Below are 15,421 nucleotides of genomic sequence, written 5' to 3' on the forward strand. Positions count from 1 at the left end.
TCTATGCAAGCATGCATAATTTCCCTGCAATAACAAACAATACAATCAAATTCAATTCAAGCAGGGAAAGGAAGTGCCTAAGCATGTGTAACCGTTTTTCATTGGCAGCCGATTTGGATGAGGTCAGGGATCATTTTAAGATTGAACGGGTGATGTATTATTACAAAAACCGTTACAATATCAGCCCAACCCAGCATACACCGATTATTTTGCATCAGGATGGTGAGAGGGTATTGGACGAGTTCCGATGGGGATTCATTCCGTTCTGGGGACGCGATGCAGTTAACGCCAATCTCATGACGGTGCATGAGAACCCAGCCTACTACAAGCTGGTAGAGACGAAGCGTTGTGTTATTCCATGCAATGGTTTGTATTACTGGCGTCAGGAAGGCAAGAAAAGCTGTGCGGTGCGTGTGGTTATGCCGGATCGCGGATTGTTTGGCATTGCGGGATTATACGAGGTCTGGAAAGATACGCGCAAACAGCCGCTGCGTACCTGCACGATGCTGATGGCGGGGGCGAACATGGTTACACGGGAGTTTGGCAGCAAAATGCCGGCGATTCTGTCTGAAGAAGAGATTAATACCTGGCTGGATCCAGCGAACACACGTGTGACACAACTGCTGCCGTTGTTGAAATCCTACAACAGTACAGAGATGAATCTGTATCCGGTTACTCCGATGGTAGCCAATGATGAGCATGACTGCTATGAATGTGTGGAAGAGATGGATCAGAAGCTAGCATACGTACGCAGTTTCTAAGCTGAGCAAGCAGTTTTATGAGGCGGAGAGTCATAGGACACTCCGTCTCTTTGGGTTGAGAAACAAGAAACAAGTGTAATGGACAAAAGGCGGGAAGTGAATGGAGCAGCGAGCTTTAAGCATGGAATGGATATGGGTGAAAAATGAAAAGTTGCAATGTGAGTGAAACGTAACTATAATCATTACAGTAAGCGAAAGCATATATTCATATATCTATTAAAAGAGATATTTAATCAGGAGGGGACCACGAATGAATCCAAAGTATAGCCCGATGTTTGAACAAGTTTCACTGCCAAGCGGCATTACGCTGAAAAACCGGATCGTGCTCGCTCCCATGACTCATATGTCCTCGAATCCCGATGGTACTGTATCAGACGCTGAACTTGCTTATTATGCACGCCGTACCGGCGGTGCTGGTATGTCTGTTACAGCGGTAACTCATGTAACTCCGAATGGAATTGGTTTTCCAGCTCAATTTGGTAGTTATGACGATAGCTTTATTCCCGGTCTGAAACGTCTGGCCGATACCATTAAGCAGCAAGGTTCCAAAGCCGTACTACAAATTTTCCATGCAGGTCGTCTCACGCCAGAACAAGCGGTACCAGCGGGTCAAGTCGCTGCTCCAAGCGCTGTTGCCAGTGAGCGTCCGGGATCTCCTGTACCAAGAGAGCTGTCTGATGACGAAATTACGTCCATCATCAAAGACTTTGGGGAAGCAACCCGCCGCGCCATTGAAGCTGGCTTCGACGGTGTTGAGATTCATGGTGCGAACGGTTATTTGATCCAGCAGTTCTTCTCTCCGCATTCCAACCGACGTGAAGATCGTTGGGGTGGAAGCATCGAGAAACGTCTCACATTCCCACTGGCTGTGGTGGATGAAGTCCAGAAGGCTGTAGCTACACATACGAAACTGCCGTTTATCGTAGGATACCGTTTCTCACCAGAAGAGCCGGAAACACCGGGATTGACCATGGAAGAGACGTATGCACTGGTGGATGCGCTGAAAGATAAAAATCTGGATTACCTGCATGTATCCGTCAACGAGTTCTGGTCCAAGCCAAGACGAGGTGAAGCAGATACTCGCTCCAGAATTGAATTTATCCTTGATCGCGTGGACGGTAAACTGCCTGTCATTGGCGTAGGTGCCATCCATACCGCAGATGAGGCAGCCGAAGCTCTTCAGAGTGGTGTGCCACTGCTTGCGATCGGCCGTGAGCTGATTATCGAGCCTGACTGGGTTGAGAAAATCGAAAGCGGACGTGAAGAAGATATCGAGACGATTCTCACCAAATCGGATCAGGAACGTCTGGTTATCCCTGACGGTCTGTGGAATGCAATCATTCACACACCGGGCTGGTTCCCTATGGCTGACGATAAATAAGACACAATTTCATCCGAAATGGAGGGAGCGTAAGCTCCCTCTTTTTTGCACCTTCTGCGCCCTCGATGAAATTCTCCTTCCGGGGGCACTGTGGTATGATGGGATGAACAGGATTCATCTTGGATAATCAACGGTTTGGAGTGAATGAAGATGCTCGTGGCTGAACGTTATGAGAAAATTGTGGAATGGGTAGATGCGCAGGGAAGTATGCGCGTAACCGAGCTTAGTGAGCGCTGCGGTGTGACGGAAGAGACGATCCGTCGTGATCTGGACAAGCTGGAGCAGGCGGGAAGGCTCAGACGTTCCCATGGCGGGGCTGTCAGCGTAAAATATAAAGAAGAGGGGCAGTCGGAAATCCCTTATCCGGAGCGGGCTGTAACTCATGCAGAAGAGAAACGCAGAATTGCGGACGAAGCGGTGAAAATGGTAGAGCCTGGTGACCGGATAGCGCTGGATGCCAGTACAACTGCGTGGTATATGGCGGCAGGACTGCCGAACATACCACTCACCGTGTTGACCAACTCCATTAAGGTCGCGGCGGAGCTTAGTAACAAGGAACAGATCCGTGTAATCGCGACAGGCGGGCAGCTTGCTTCGAAGTCCCTATCGTTTGTGGGGCCGCTAGCTGAACGGTCGCTTGATGCTTATCATGTGGATAAAGTTTTCTTATCCTGCAAAGGTGTACATCTGACCAAGGGCATCAGTGAGTCGAATGAATTGCAGGCACTGGTGAAGCAGAAGATGATCAGCATAGCTGATGAAGTTATTTTGCTGGCGGATTCGAGCAAATTTGGCGTACAGGCTTTTACAAGAGTGGCGGAACTCAGCAGTGTGGCAAAAGTAATAACTGATCTGGGCCTAGATGAAGAGCAGGTTACCGCACTGAATGAACAATCTATAGCATGTGTCCGTGTCTAAATAGAAAGGAATGAATATAATGAAACATCCTTTTCACCTGAAAGCTACTTGGAATGGTGGACGTAACAGTGAAGGGCATATTGATGCAGGTGGGTTAAAAACAGTCATTTCGATTCCACAGGAGATGGGTGGTCCGGGTACCGGTACCAATCCGGATGAAATGCTGCTGGGTGCAGCGTCTACCTGTTATTTGATTACGCTGGCAGCAATGCTGGAGCGATCAGATATTACACCGGATGATCTGACACTGGAGTCTGAAGCGACGGTGGATGTTACCAATAACGTATTTACGTACGAACGGATCATACACAGACCTCGCATTGTGCTCAAAGCGGATGCATCTGATGCTGATGTAACGAAGGCAGAGCGCCTGGCACTTAAAGCAGAAGAGTCCTGCATGATCTCCAGAGCGGTAGCAGGTAACGTCGCCATCGAGACACAGCCAGTGATTATAACAGCAGGCGTTAACGCGGTGTGATATACTAAAGAGTAGGCGGCTTGAGCCGTCATTTGTGTAAGATAAGGGGAAGTTCGGTATGAACCTACAGAAAAGCAAAAACTCACGTTTTGCGCGTTTAACACGTGCTTTGAAGCTTAATTTTCTCAAATTGTTACGTGCTCCCGGCGGGGCACATAAAGTTTCAACCGGATTTGCTTTGGGTTTTGGTCTGGAATTGATCGTCATTTCCACAGCATCACTGGTATATCTCGTGTTCTATCCGATTGTACGTTTGTCCGGTGGTTCGCTGCCAGCGGCTATTGTGGGCAACGTGGTCGGCAAGCTAACTTTCCTGCCCATTATATTGATGCCGCTTGCCAAGCAAATTGGTTCCTGGATATTGCCGGCGCACAGCATGGGGCAGGGGCTTGTTCATGAGAGTGCCTTTATGGAGCTGTTTCGCGGCAACTGGTCCGCGCTAAGTGAACTATTGCGGGGTGGTCTGGATATTTTGGCAGGCATGTCCGTCTTTGGAGTCATCCTGGGTGTGATTTCTTACTTTGTCGTCAAGTTCTTCTATGTCAGAGCACTCAAACGCCGCTTTGAACGTCGGTTGGAGAAACGCAAGCAAGCAGCGATGTCTCCAACTTCAGCTTCCGTGCTGATCAGGAAGACATCACAATCATGATCGGCAGAATGACCATGGACGCAGCGGTTGTCCACAGAATACAGCGGGACACAAACTGCGGAGAAGCATTGAATTGCTCGGCTAAAATTACCGCGTTCACTGCGGTCGGCATGGACGCCAGGATCAGCAGTACACTGAATAACGTTCCTTCAATCTGAAGTGCAGTCAGGATTAGATATGAGAGTACTGGCGCTGCGGCCAGTCGTACTAGAAGCCCCGTCCAGAACGCTTTGCGAACGTTGGGTTTCCAAGGTTCGGAGGAACCGCGCGGTCTTAGCATCTGTGCACCGAGAATGGCCAGTACGACAGGGGAGTAACCGGCTGCGAGCATGGAGATGCCTCCATCCAGTGCCACTGGCAAGCTCAGATTGGATGCACGCAGGATGATGGCTATCGCAGCAGCATAGATGGAAGGCATACGGAAGACGGACAGAATCGCATTTTTGACGGTGAATTCGGATCTGGCGGCAAAAAAGATACCTACTGTGTTTACAATGATCATCTGTCCGATGACATATACCGAAGCCTTATCCAATCCAAGCTGTCCAAAGGCAAGCAACACAAGCGGGAGCCCATAATTCACGCAGTTTGTAAACGTGGAGACAAGGGTAAGTCCCGCTTTTTCGCTTGCACCAAGATGGAATATACGGCTCAACAGTTCAGCCAGTGCCCACAGGGCGATTAAATTAATAATAGAAAACCAGAACGTGCCCGTTACGTCCGTCCATGTAATCTCGGCATGCAGCAGTGTATCAAAGATAAGTGCAGGGCTCAAAATATAAAGGGAAAAGGTCGACAGCGGCCGAGTATCCCAATTTTTGAACTGTTTTAGCAGAATGCCTCCTATCACCGGAAGGGATATGGGCAGAAATACATGATATAACGTGAGTAGAAGTGAATTAAACAACGAATTCAGTCCTTTCTGGATGAAAAACCTATTTTATCATAGCAGAAGTTGACCTTTGTCGGGAATGGATTTTGGTATTGACTTGCGTAATGAACATATGTTTGAGGCCGCTTCTTTGATGGGATGCGCAGGGGCGGTGGATTGCTATTTTGATATGGCAGATTTATTATAGAAGAGGTGCAACCAGATTACATACACATAGAGGAGGAAACTGTAATGAGTGAATCAAAACGCTTGCTCGTATTGGTCGGCTCTTATGCCGAAACGGAAAATGAGGGCATTTACGCATATGAATTGAATGAGGATACAGGTAACCTCTCCAAGCTTGATGGCATCTCCGGCGTGAAAAATCCAACGTTTGTAAACGTGGATACTGAAGGTAACAAACTGTATGCGATCGGTGAAACGGCGTCTGCCGAAGGCAATAAAATGTCTGAAGCTGTAGCTCTGAGCATTGATCCTTCTACAGGAAAATTGTCATTGCTGAATCGTCATGACTCCATTTCGGCTCCACCATGTCATATCCAACGTGATCCTTCAGGACGTTACTTGATCCTGTCCAGCTACCATGGTGGTCTGGTAGGACTGCAAGCCTTGACAGATAACGGTGAAGTTGGAGCACTTCTGGATGAGAAGAAACATGAAGGCAAAGGTGCGCACCCTGAGCGTCAGGACAAGCCACATGTGCATTCTGCATTCTTCAGCCCGGATGGCAAATACATGATGGTACAGGATCTGGGTGCGGACAAAATCGCAATCTACTCCATTGATGCAGACAAGAATGAACTCGTACTGCACAGTGAAACCAAAACACATCCAGGTGCAGGACCTCGTCATCTGGCATTCCATCCGAATGGTCAATTCGCCTATGTCATTAACGAAGTGGATTCCTCCATTACGTCTTTCCGTTATGATGCAGCAGCAGGTACGTTGACAGAAGTTTCCACCGTGTCCACATTGCCTGATGGCTATGACGGCAGTGAGAACACAACAGCTGAAATCGCCGTATCAAACGATGGTCGTTTCGTATACGGTTCGAACCGTGGGCATGACAGCATCGTGGTATTTGCAGTAGACGCTGAAACAGGACATTTGAAACTGGTTGAGCATGTATCTGCTGAGGGTGAACACCCACGTCACTTTGCATTGACTCCGAATGGCAAACTGCTGATTGCAGCTAACCGTGATACAAACAATATCGTTTCCTTTACAGTGGATCAGGAGAGCGGACGTCTGAAATACACAGGTCACAGCACAGGTGTATCCAAGCCGGTATGCGTGAAGCCTGTTTATCTGTAAAACCTGGATTTGAATGATTCACCGAGAGGTTTGAATTAGATTTCGGGATCAATATGTATGATCTTGTTGACCTGAAACTTTGGAAAGATCCTGTCCTTGTGGCGGGGTCTTTTTTGATGAGAAGAGCACAGGGATTTGCAGATCACCTCATATGTGGATTGTGAATGAAAACTTATTTTCAGGTATTCGGTTCATATAACAATGTAATTCAATCAATAGTATCGTGCAAGTAACTACCTGACTTCAAAGTGCGTACTTCCTTAATAGATAGTCAGGTTCTACAATGAATGAGTAGCCATGACAAACATTGCATGCATCTGAACTGGCTGAACGGTGCAGGCTAAATATTTTAACATCCTTTTCAGGATATACTCGTACTCGAACAACAAAGGAGAAATGAATCGTGAAATTGCAATTGGCATTGGACTTGGTAAACATCCCTGAAGGTATTGCACTTGTTAAAGAAGTTGAACAATATATCGATATCGTTGAGATTGGTACGCCAATCGTTATTAATGAAGGTTTGCACGCGGTAAAAGCGATGAAAGAAGCATTCCCTAATCTGCAAGTTCTTGCAGACCTTAAAATTATGGACGCTGGTGGTTATGAAATCATGAAAGCAGCTGAAGCTGGTGCGGATCTGATCACTGTGCTTGGGGCAACGAATGATAGTACGATCAAAGGTGCAGTAGCAGAAGCGAAGAAACAAAACAAACAAGTTCTTGTGGACATGATCAACGTGCCTAATCTTGAACAGCGTGCTCGTGAAGTTGATTCGCTTGGCGTAGATTACATCTGTGTACACACAGGTTATGACCTGCAAGCTGAAGGACAAAGCCCGTTCGAAGATCTGCAAACAATCAAACGCGCTGTGAAAAACGCGAAGACTGCTGTAGCTGGTGGGATTAAGCTGGAAACATTGCCAGAAGTGATCAAAGCACAACCGGATCTGGTCATTGTGGGTGGCGGTATCACTGGACAAGCAGACAAAGCTAAAGTTGCAGCTGAGATGCAACGTTTGGTTCAACAAGGGTAAGACAGATGAGCAGCCGACAATACGCAGTGGACATCTTGAAGGAGCTGGAACGTACGCTGAGCCAGATCGACGACTCGGAGATGCAGGCCATGGCGGAACATATTCTGGCTGCCGAACAGGTTTTTGTAGCAGGAGCAGGCCGATCCGGTCTGATGGGAAAGGCCTTTGCCATGAGATTGATGCAGATGGGTCTTCGGGTATATGTAGTTGGAGAGACCGTTACGCCAGGGATCTCTCCGAAAGACTTCCTCTTATTATGCTCAGGCTCAGGGGAGACAGGCAGTCTGGCAGCGATGGCTCAGAAGGCCAGTAAAGCAGGTGCACCTGTAGGTCTGATTACGATTAAGCCCGAGTCCACGATCGGACAACTGGCGGACACTGTCGTTCGTCTTCCGGCATCCGCCAAAGAGGATACGGCGACCGCCGGAGCAGCAGTGACCATTCAGCCGATGGGCTCCTTGTTTGAACAGGGGCTACTGCTGAGCATGGATGCACTGGTGCTCACCATGATGGAAATGAAGAATATGTCTGGCGCAGACATGTTTGGACGTCATGCCAACCTGGAATAGTCCATATGTCATAAACTTTATGAATTAGAATAGATGGAAGACCGGAATTCCCTCAAACGAGAGGGAGTGCCGGTCTTTTCTGCTATCGTTGTCTGTAGTCTAATTCGGGTCTGCTTAACATCAGGGTCGTGCTGTAGTAGAATGTATACAAGCTGTATCGAACCAATGAACCCGTTATATGATACAAGGGAGCGGCAAGTTCTCCTGTTGCGGAGTGTTCTTGTGATATGCGAAATGCATTTTAGCGATATAAGATTGATTGGAAGAAAAGGGGGCTCGGAGCCATGGCAGCCGAAGTCAAGGAACGCATCAACTTGAAAGAGATCAACTGTGAGAAAGAATTGACCCTTGCTGTTATTGGCGGCAAATGGAAACTGATTATTTTATGGCATCTGGGTCTTGAAGGCACCAAACGTTTCAGTGAATTGAAGCGATTAATTCCTCATATTACCCAAAAGATGCTGACCAACCAGTTGCGTGAGCTGGAGGAAGACAAGCTAATTGAGCGCAAGGTGTATGCAGAAGTACCTCCTCGTGTGGAATATACACTGACCGATCATGGTCAAAGTCTGATGCCGGTTCTGCATGCCATGTATGATTGGGGCAAGAACTATGGTGAAAATGTGATTTGGAAATCAGAATAAATTTAAGTTAAAACGAACCGCCGGGTAATGGATACTGGTCATACCCCTGTCAAGTAGACAGATGAAAAAAGCTATGCTGCCAGTGCGCATCGATATTCAATCGGTGCGCGCTGTTTGAGTTTGGCTTGAAAGCGTCGGTAGTTGTAATTGTACATATAATCTTCCACGGCTTGTCGAATCTCTGCCTCTGAATTACACTGGTTAAGGTACAGCTTCTCTGTCTTGAGATGCGAAAAGAAGGATTCGATGCATGCGTTATCCAGGCAGGTTGCTTTGCGAGAGTGGCTGCCCTTAATGCCGAATGCTTCTAATCGTGTGTTGTACGCCTGAGACGTGTATTGGAAGCCCTGATCCGAATGGAGCACGGCTTCTGAAACGTCTCTTTTTTGTGTCCATTGTTCCACCGTATCCAATACGAGCTGAACATCGTTTCGTTTAGACAACTGCCAAGCTACAATCTCGTTGTTGAACAAGTCTTGAATCACGGACAGGTAAACAAATGCATTCCCATCCGAAATATAGGTAATATCCGTCACCATTTTTTGCTGGGGTGCTGTCGCATGAAATTGGCGCTTCAGGCGATTCGGATAGATGACAGATGGCGTGTAGCTGGACTTCTTCCGCTTTTTGCGAATCACCGATTGGATCGATAGTTCCCGCATGATTCGCCATACTTTCTTGTGATTGACGTTCAGACCAGCCTCCCACAACGCCGTTGTCATGCGAGGATAACCAAACTCTCGGTTTGTAAAATGAATATCCATCATGTGTTCTTTGATCTCACGGTCACGGTCTTGTCTTGCGTCTCGCTGCGGCTGGGTTGCTCGCCATTTGTAGTAGCTGGATCGGGGTATTCCTGCAATCGTTAATAGACGTGTAATGCCATGCAAGCAGCGCAGTTCATCTAGGATATTGTAGTTCTCCCGTTGGCTCAGCGCTTCTCCTTTACTAGATTTGGATACCGCTTTTTTAAATAATCCACCTGTGCTTGAAGATAGTCTCGTTCTTCCTCCACGCTGCCAAAGGCTGTACGGGGACGCCCCTTCAGTGGATTGGGCACACCGTTTTTTCGCTCATCGAACGCTTCCCCGTTTTTCCACTTTTTCACCCACACCTTCAGTTGTGAACAATTTCGAATCCCCTCGCGCTCAGCAACCGTCTTGTAACTTGAAGAACCTTCGACATATGATCTAACTGCATTCAATTTGAATTCTTCGGTATACGTCTGAAATGTTTGCCCTTTTTTCGCCATAAAAATATCCCCTCCAAGTGTCACTTGAACCCCCATGATAACATGAAGGTTTTTTTAAGTGTCTACTTAAAGGGGATAATACCATACTTCCATTACCCGGCGGTTTTTATATATTTTTAAATTTTGGTCAGTGTACCAACAGTTTACTCCAAACGAAGCGGGCAGAAATGGCTTGAAGAAGTAGAGCTAAAAGCTTTCTGAAAGAAAACTACATCATAAGCATGCGCTTTGCCTTTATCCCTGGATTCTCCCCCTTAAGTTGGATTGAACTAAACGTTCACACGAGAACGTAGAAGGCAGAAATAGCCTGAAGAAGCGAAGCGTTCGCCTTTATCCCCGGATTTCCCCTTTAAAAAGGGATCAAAAAATCTGGGGATAACAGCGATCGGAAGGTTATTCTGCCGGCGGAGTGACGCGAGCAAACTAAATTTTCAACTTGGTTGTGAACCCCCTGAACCAAAAGGCTCATTTTAGGATATGTAAGGTATAAATGCTCCGAATATGATACGATGAGAGATATTGGAAATGCAAGGAGGAGGACATTTAACGATGGAAAAAATACGTACACGCGATGAAGTAAACCAAGAGACTACCTGGGACTTGCGAGACTTGTTTGGGACTGACGCAGAGTGGGAGCAGGAGCTTAGATCACTGCCTGAAGCTGCTGCCCATATTGAAACATTCAAAGGACATCTGGGCGAAGGCCCTGAGCAGTTGCTCGCCTGTCTGGATGCCCGCGAAGCTTTGCAGGAACGCATTAGCAAAACGGCTTCATATGCCCGGCTGAAACAGTCGGAGGACAGTACCAATCCCGCGAATATTGAAAATTCAGCCAAGGCGGGAGACATCTTATCGAATTTGTCGTCGTCCTTGTCTTTTGTGAATTCCGAGATCGTGAATCTTCCCGACGGAACGGTTAAACGTTATATTGAAGAACTTCCGGGTTTGCAGCCGTATGCCCGCAGTCTGGATCGTCTAATTCAGGAAAAGGCACATCGTCTTTCGCCCGAAACGGAGAAAGTACTCGCTTCGCTTGGGGAAGTACTGGATTCGCCATATCGGATCTATCTGCGCGGTAAACTGGCAGACATGACGTTCGACGATGCACTTGATGGCGATGACAATAATCGCCCGCTGTCCTGGTCATTCTATGAGAACAATTATGAAATGTCATCGGATACAAAGCTGCGCCGCTCTGCGTATGCTGCATTCAGCTCCAAGCTGAACGATTACAAAAATACGTTTGCTGAAGGTTACGCAACCGAAGTGAAGAAGCAGGTCGTCATGTCCAGGCTGCGTGGATATGATGATGTAACGGATATGCTGCTCAGCCCGCAGCAGGTAAGCAAAGAGATGTATAACAATGTACTTGACATCATCCAGCAGGAACTTGCACCTCATATGCGCAGACTGGCAGCTCTCAAGAAACGTGAGTTAGGTCTGGACAAGCTGATGTTCTGTGATCTGAAAGCACCACTGGACCCTGAATTCAGCCCTGCCATTACATATGAGGAAGCCTGCACGCTCATTCGTGAAGCTCTTGCCGTGATGGGACCGGAATATGGCGACATTGTGGAACGTGCATTTAGTGAGCGGTGGGTAGATTACGCAGATAATGCGGGCAAATCGACAGGAGCTTTTTGTTCGTCCATATATGGTTCTCATTCCTATATCCTGATCTCATGGGCAAACAATATGCGCGGAGCATTTACACTTGCCCATGAAGTGGGACATGCTGGACATTTCATGCTTGCCGGGCATTACCAACGTCTTACGAATACACGACCGTCCCTCTATTTCATAGAGGCGCCTTCAACAATGAATGAAATGCTGCTGGCAGATCATTTGTTGAAACGTTCTGATAATCCGAGAATGCGTCGTTGGGTCATTTTGCAATTGCTCAATACGTACTACCATAACTTTGTTACGCATCTGCTTGAAGGTGAATTGCAGCGTCAGGTGTACGCACTCGCAACCAAGGATGAACCTATCACAGCGAAGACGTTAAGTCAGCTGAAAGGCAACATCCTCTCCGAGTTCTGGGGGCCTGAATTGGTTATTGACGAAGGGGCGAAACTGACCTGGATGAGACAACCTCATTATTATATGGGATTGTATCCATATACCTATGCAGCAGGTCTGACGGCATCTACCGCTGCTGCACAGCTGATTCGGGAAGAGGGGCAGCCTGCCGTAGACCGCTGGCTTGACGCATTGAAAGCGGGAGGAAGCCTTGATCCGCAAGAGCTGATGAAGCTTGCGGGTGTGGACATGTCTGGGCCAGAGCCGATTCGTGCTGCTGTGGCCTATGTTGGTAGTCTGGTCGATGAACTTGAACGTCTGTATTCGTAATCAGGTTCATATAGTATACGGACAAGGCTTGTAGGGTTGTCTACGTGCACCGTCTCCTTGGCAGGGGGGCGGTGCATCTTAATTTGCAGGGAGAAGGGAACGATGATGAATGACGTCATTGAGCATATCTTCATCACTGGGCTGGTTAAGCATGGATGGCTTCGGTATTTTTGATGACATGAATGATGTTCCGGGATTTGAGGGCAATCAGGGTGGTTTTTTTGCTGGATTCAATGAGTTTGGTGCAATGAGTGCGTTTGGATCCATTTTTATCGGTGGCGTTTTTCTCATCATTGCTGGTGTCATTGTTTATGCCATTATTTCAGGGGTACGCACATGGTCATCGAATAATGCATCAGCGCTGTTAACCTTGCATTCAACGATTGTGGCAAAGCGAACGAGAGTTAGTGGAGGATCAGGGGACAGCAGTGCTTCCACCTACTATTACATTACATTTGAGCTCGACAACGGTGAACGGGTAGAACTGAATGTCGATGGGAGTGACTACGGTATGCTTGTGGAACATGACCGAGGCATGCTGACGTATCAGGGGACAAGGTTTAAGCATTTTGAAAGAGATGTGCAGCCCCAGTCCGGTGTTAGCAAAAACAGCTTTTATACGTGAAATAACAGGAAGGCGGCTCCTCCCGAGTGGAGAGAGTCGTTTTTGGTATGGGTAAAAGAAACCAATCACAGGGTATTCAAACGCTTACAATGATGATATACTCGTAAAATAAAGCTAAACAGTATAAAACAAAAATAAACAAACAAAAAAATAAAGAATAAAGTACAGAGCAGTCATCAATGAAATCAAGAAATATTCAAGGGCGAAATATAGTATGGGATGAAGGGCTGGTGAAGAGCGGTGAGTGTGCTGGCGTATGATTTGGGTGCTGGAAGCGGGAGAGCACTGCTGGGTCATCTGAATGATCGGGGAATGGAAACGATGGAGATCCATCGGTTCAAGAATGAACCGGTAAAAGCGGGGGAGCGGCTGCACTGGGATATATTGAGGCTGCACCATGAATTGCTGGAAGGGCTGAACCTTGTTAAACAAAAAGGAGAGCAGCCTGAAAGTCTGGGGATTGATTCCTGGGCGGTTGATTTTGGACTGCTTGGGAGTCATGGTGAATTGTTGGGCAATCCATATCATTACCGTGATGCACAGTTTAACGGCATGATGGATCAGGTGCGTAAGGAATTGACCTCTCAGCGAATATTCGAACGTACGGGCATCCAGTTTCTTAGCTTTAACACACTGTACCAGTTGGCTACGCTTAAGCGGAAAGGCTCCCCACTGCTTAACGAAGCGGAGCGTTTACTCATGATCCCCGATCTGCTTCGTTACTTTCTGACCGGTGAAGCGGTGAATGAGTTTACCAACGCCACCACAACACAGCTATACAATCCAACCACAGGGCATTGGGACGGTGAACTGCTTGCACATATCGGTATTTCGGAGACACTGTTTGGAGATGCGGTCATGCCAGGTACTCGTGTGGGACAGCTGCGCAGCAGCATTTGCAGTGATCTTGGCTTGTCTGCCATTCCGGTTATTGCTGTTGCAGAGCATGACACAGGTTCAGCGGTCGTGGCTGTTCCGGCAACAGAGCGTTCATTTGCTTACCTGAGCTGTGGAACCTGGTCACTTATGGGCACGGAGATTGATCACCCCGTCATCAGTTCCGAGAGTCTGGGGCTGAACTTTACGAATGAGGGTGGGGCAGGTGGTACGTTCCGTTTGCTCAAGAACATTATGGGCCTGTGGATTTTGCAAGAATGCATGCGTGAATGGGAACGGAAGGGACAGGGGATCAGCTATGCGGAGTTACTGAGCAGGGCGGAACTTGCTCCTCCATTTGCGAGTCTATTTGATCCCGATGATGAGCGGTTTATGCCAGCAGGGGATATGACCTCTCGTATACAACAATATTGCCGTGATACAGGGCAGGCTGAGCCGCAAGATCAGGGGGCCATTGCCCGTTCCATTCTAGAGAGCCTTGCACTGAAGTATCGGAGAGTGCTGGAATGGACAGAACAACTGTCCAGACAGTCTTTTAATGGATTGCATATGGTCGGTGGTGGCATTCAGAATCGCCTGTTATGTCAGTGGACAGCCAATTCTATTGGCAAACCGGTATGGGCGGGGCCAGCAGAAGGTAGTGCGATCGGGAACATGGCTGTACAGTGGATGGCAAGCGGAGCTTTTAAGGATATATGGGAAGCCCGCAAGGTCATTCGTGATTCATTCTCAGTTACTGATTATGAACCAAAGGACAGACCAATCTGGGAAGAGGCCTATGGTAGATTCCAAAGGTTGACGGCTTCGCCCAAATCACAAGCCGGGAGCGAGGTGTAACATGCTGGCAGCGGAGCGCTATGACCGGATTGTGGAGATGGTTAATGTTAAGGGCAGCATGCGTGTATCCGAGCTTAGTGAGCACTGCCGGGTAACAGAAGAGACCATTCGGCGAGATCTGGACCGGCTGGAGCAGGCAGGGCGACTGCGTCGTTCCCATGGCGGCGCTGTCAGCGTGAAGGAAGAGCAGCCGGAGATCCCTTACCGGGTAAGGGAAACAACACATGCTGAGGAAAAGAAAAGAATTGCCCAAGCGGCTCTATCCATGATTCATCCGGGTGATCGAATTCTACTGGATGCCAGCACAACAGCAGGCTACATGGCGGCCAATATGCCGGATATGCCACTGACTGTATTGACCAACTCTATACAGGTAGCCACTGAACTGAGCAGCAGGGACAAGATTGAAGTCATCTCGACTGGGGGCCAGCTGGCTCAGAGATCGCTGTCTTTTGTTGGACCGCTCGCCGAACGTTCTCTGGAGACATATCATGTCGATAAATTATTCCTGTCTTGTAAAGGTGTGCATCTGGAAGGCGGCGGAATCAGTGAATCCAATGAGCTTCAGGCACGGTTGAAGCAGAAAATGGTCGGCATATCCGACCAGGTCATTTTACTTGCAGATACGAGCAAGTTTGGGGTTCGTGCATTTGCCCGGGTAACCGGGTTAAATGCGGTTCATGCGGTGATCACAGATCAGTCGCTTGATGATGATTTGATAGAACGTCTGAACAGCTATGATATCTCAATCACAAGGGTATAAAACGATAAACGATACGATATTCGATACTTATATGTGTTAAAACAACAATTCAT

Annotated in this window: 16 protein-coding genes; 13 read left to right on the forward strand and 3 right to left on the reverse strand. The window is 47.8% G+C overall.

All coding sequences use genetic code 11. The features are described from left to right. The first annotated feature begins 83 nt into the window (after positions 1–83). The 5 genes from AC3ITG_RS12695 (at position 84) to AC3ITG_RS12715 (ending at position 4,187) form a co-directional block, all read left to right on the forward strand. Positions 84–761: an SOS response-associated peptidase gene (locus AC3ITG_RS12695; RefSeq protein WP_413377807.1), complete on the forward strand. Its 678-nt coding sequence runs from the start codon at positions 84–86 to the stop codon at positions 759–761. Positions 762–1,011: 250 nt separating this feature from the next. Beyond that, positions 1,012–2,142, forward strand: coding sequence for an NADH-dependent flavin oxidoreductase (locus tag AC3ITG_RS12700; protein ID WP_489253912.1), 1,131 nt, complete (start codon positions 1,012–1,014; stop codon positions 2,140–2,142). 150 nt (positions 2,143–2,292) lie between these two features. Continuing rightward, positions 2,293–3,060, forward strand: coding sequence for a DeoR/GlpR family DNA-binding transcription regulator (locus tag AC3ITG_RS12705; protein WP_489254456.1), 768 nt, complete (start codon positions 2,293–2,295; stop codon positions 3,058–3,060). A 19-nt stretch (positions 3,061–3,079) separates the two neighbouring features. Further along, the gene (locus AC3ITG_RS12710; RefSeq protein WP_489253913.1) at positions 3,080–3,538 is read left to right on the forward strand and encodes an OsmC family protein; all 459 of its coding nucleotides are present in this window, start codon (positions 3,080–3,082) and stop codon (positions 3,536–3,538) included. Positions 3,539–3,596: 58 nt separating this feature from the next. Further along, positions 3,597–4,187 (forward strand): DUF2062 domain-containing protein, encoded by a 591-nt coding sequence (locus AC3ITG_RS12715; RefSeq protein WP_063563324.1) that lies wholly within the window; start codon positions 3,597–3,599, stop codon positions 4,185–4,187. Here AC3ITG_RS12715 and AC3ITG_RS12720 read toward each other — a convergent pair. Then, entirely contained in the window at positions 4,165–5,094 is a 930-nt protein-coding gene (locus AC3ITG_RS12720; RefSeq protein WP_489253914.1) for an AEC family transporter, read from the reverse strand. The two genes, AC3ITG_RS12715 and AC3ITG_RS12720, sit on opposite strands and share 23 nt — an antisense overlap. Positions 5,095–5,310: 216 nt before the next feature. Between AC3ITG_RS12720 and AC3ITG_RS12725 the strand changes: the two genes are divergently transcribed. The 4 genes from AC3ITG_RS12725 (at position 5,311) to AC3ITG_RS12740 (ending at position 8,642) form a co-directional block, all read left to right on the forward strand. Beyond that, positions 5,311–6,393 (forward strand): lactonase family protein, encoded by a 1,083-nt coding sequence (locus AC3ITG_RS12725; protein WP_489253915.1) that lies wholly within the window; start codon positions 5,311–5,313, stop codon positions 6,391–6,393. Positions 6,394–6,796: 403 nt separating this feature from the next. Next, positions 6,797–7,429, forward strand: a complete 633-nt coding sequence (hxlA, locus tag AC3ITG_RS12730) for a 3-hexulose-6-phosphate synthase (RefSeq protein ID WP_062324534.1) — start codon at positions 6,797–6,799, stop codon at positions 7,427–7,429. Between the two features lie 5 nt (positions 7,430–7,434). Continuing rightward, positions 7,435–7,998: a 6-phospho-3-hexuloisomerase gene (hxlB, locus tag AC3ITG_RS12735; protein WP_489253916.1), complete on the forward strand. Its 564-nt coding sequence runs from the start codon at positions 7,435–7,437 to the stop codon at positions 7,996–7,998. Positions 7,999–8,282: 284 nt separating this feature from the next. Next, positions 8,283–8,642: a winged helix-turn-helix transcriptional regulator gene (locus AC3ITG_RS12740; protein WP_413377825.1), complete on the forward strand. Its 360-nt coding sequence runs from the start codon at positions 8,283–8,285 to the stop codon at positions 8,640–8,642. Between the two features lie 71 nt (positions 8,643–8,713). On the opposite strand, the gene AC3ITG_RS12745 is transcribed toward AC3ITG_RS12740, so the two are convergent. After that, complete coding sequence (locus AC3ITG_RS12745) at positions 8,714–9,577, reverse strand: IS3 family transposase (protein ID WP_489254457.1); 864 nt, start codon at positions 9,575–9,577, stop codon at positions 8,714–8,716. Continuing rightward, entirely contained in the window at positions 9,574–9,894 is a 321-nt protein-coding gene (locus AC3ITG_RS12750; RefSeq protein WP_489253917.1) for a transposase, read from the reverse strand. The genes AC3ITG_RS12745 and AC3ITG_RS12750 overlap by 4 nt, the downstream gene beginning before the upstream one ends. Before the next feature lie 549 nt (positions 9,895–10,443). Here AC3ITG_RS12750 and pepF point away from each other — a divergent pair. The 4 genes from pepF to AC3ITG_RS12770 all read left to right on the forward strand — a co-directional run bounded on the left by pepF (position 10,444) and on the right by AC3ITG_RS12770 (position 15,368). Next, entirely contained in the window at positions 10,444–12,246 is a 1,803-nt protein-coding gene (pepF, locus tag AC3ITG_RS12755; protein WP_489253918.1) for an oligoendopeptidase F, read from the forward strand. A gap of 109 nt (positions 12,247–12,355) precedes the next feature. Further along, positions 12,356–12,871 (forward strand): DUF2500 domain-containing protein, encoded by a 516-nt coding sequence (locus AC3ITG_RS12760; protein WP_413377829.1) that lies wholly within the window; start codon positions 12,356–12,358, stop codon positions 12,869–12,871. 240 nt (positions 12,872–13,111) lie between these two features. Further along, the gene (locus tag AC3ITG_RS12765) at positions 13,112–14,605 is read left to right on the forward strand and encodes a rhamnulokinase (RefSeq protein WP_489253919.1); all 1,494 of its coding nucleotides are present in this window, start codon (positions 13,112–13,114) and stop codon (positions 14,603–14,605) included. A 1-nt stretch (position 14,606) separates the two neighbouring features. Continuing rightward, on the forward strand, positions 14,607–15,368 hold the full coding sequence (locus AC3ITG_RS12770; RefSeq protein ID WP_489253920.1) for a DeoR/GlpR family DNA-binding transcription regulator: 762 nt from the start codon (positions 14,607–14,609) through the stop codon (positions 15,366–15,368). Positions 15,369–15,421: the final 53 nt, after the last annotated feature.

The sequence above is a fragment of the Paenibacillus sp. GL_099_B genome (genome assembly GCF_057835695.1).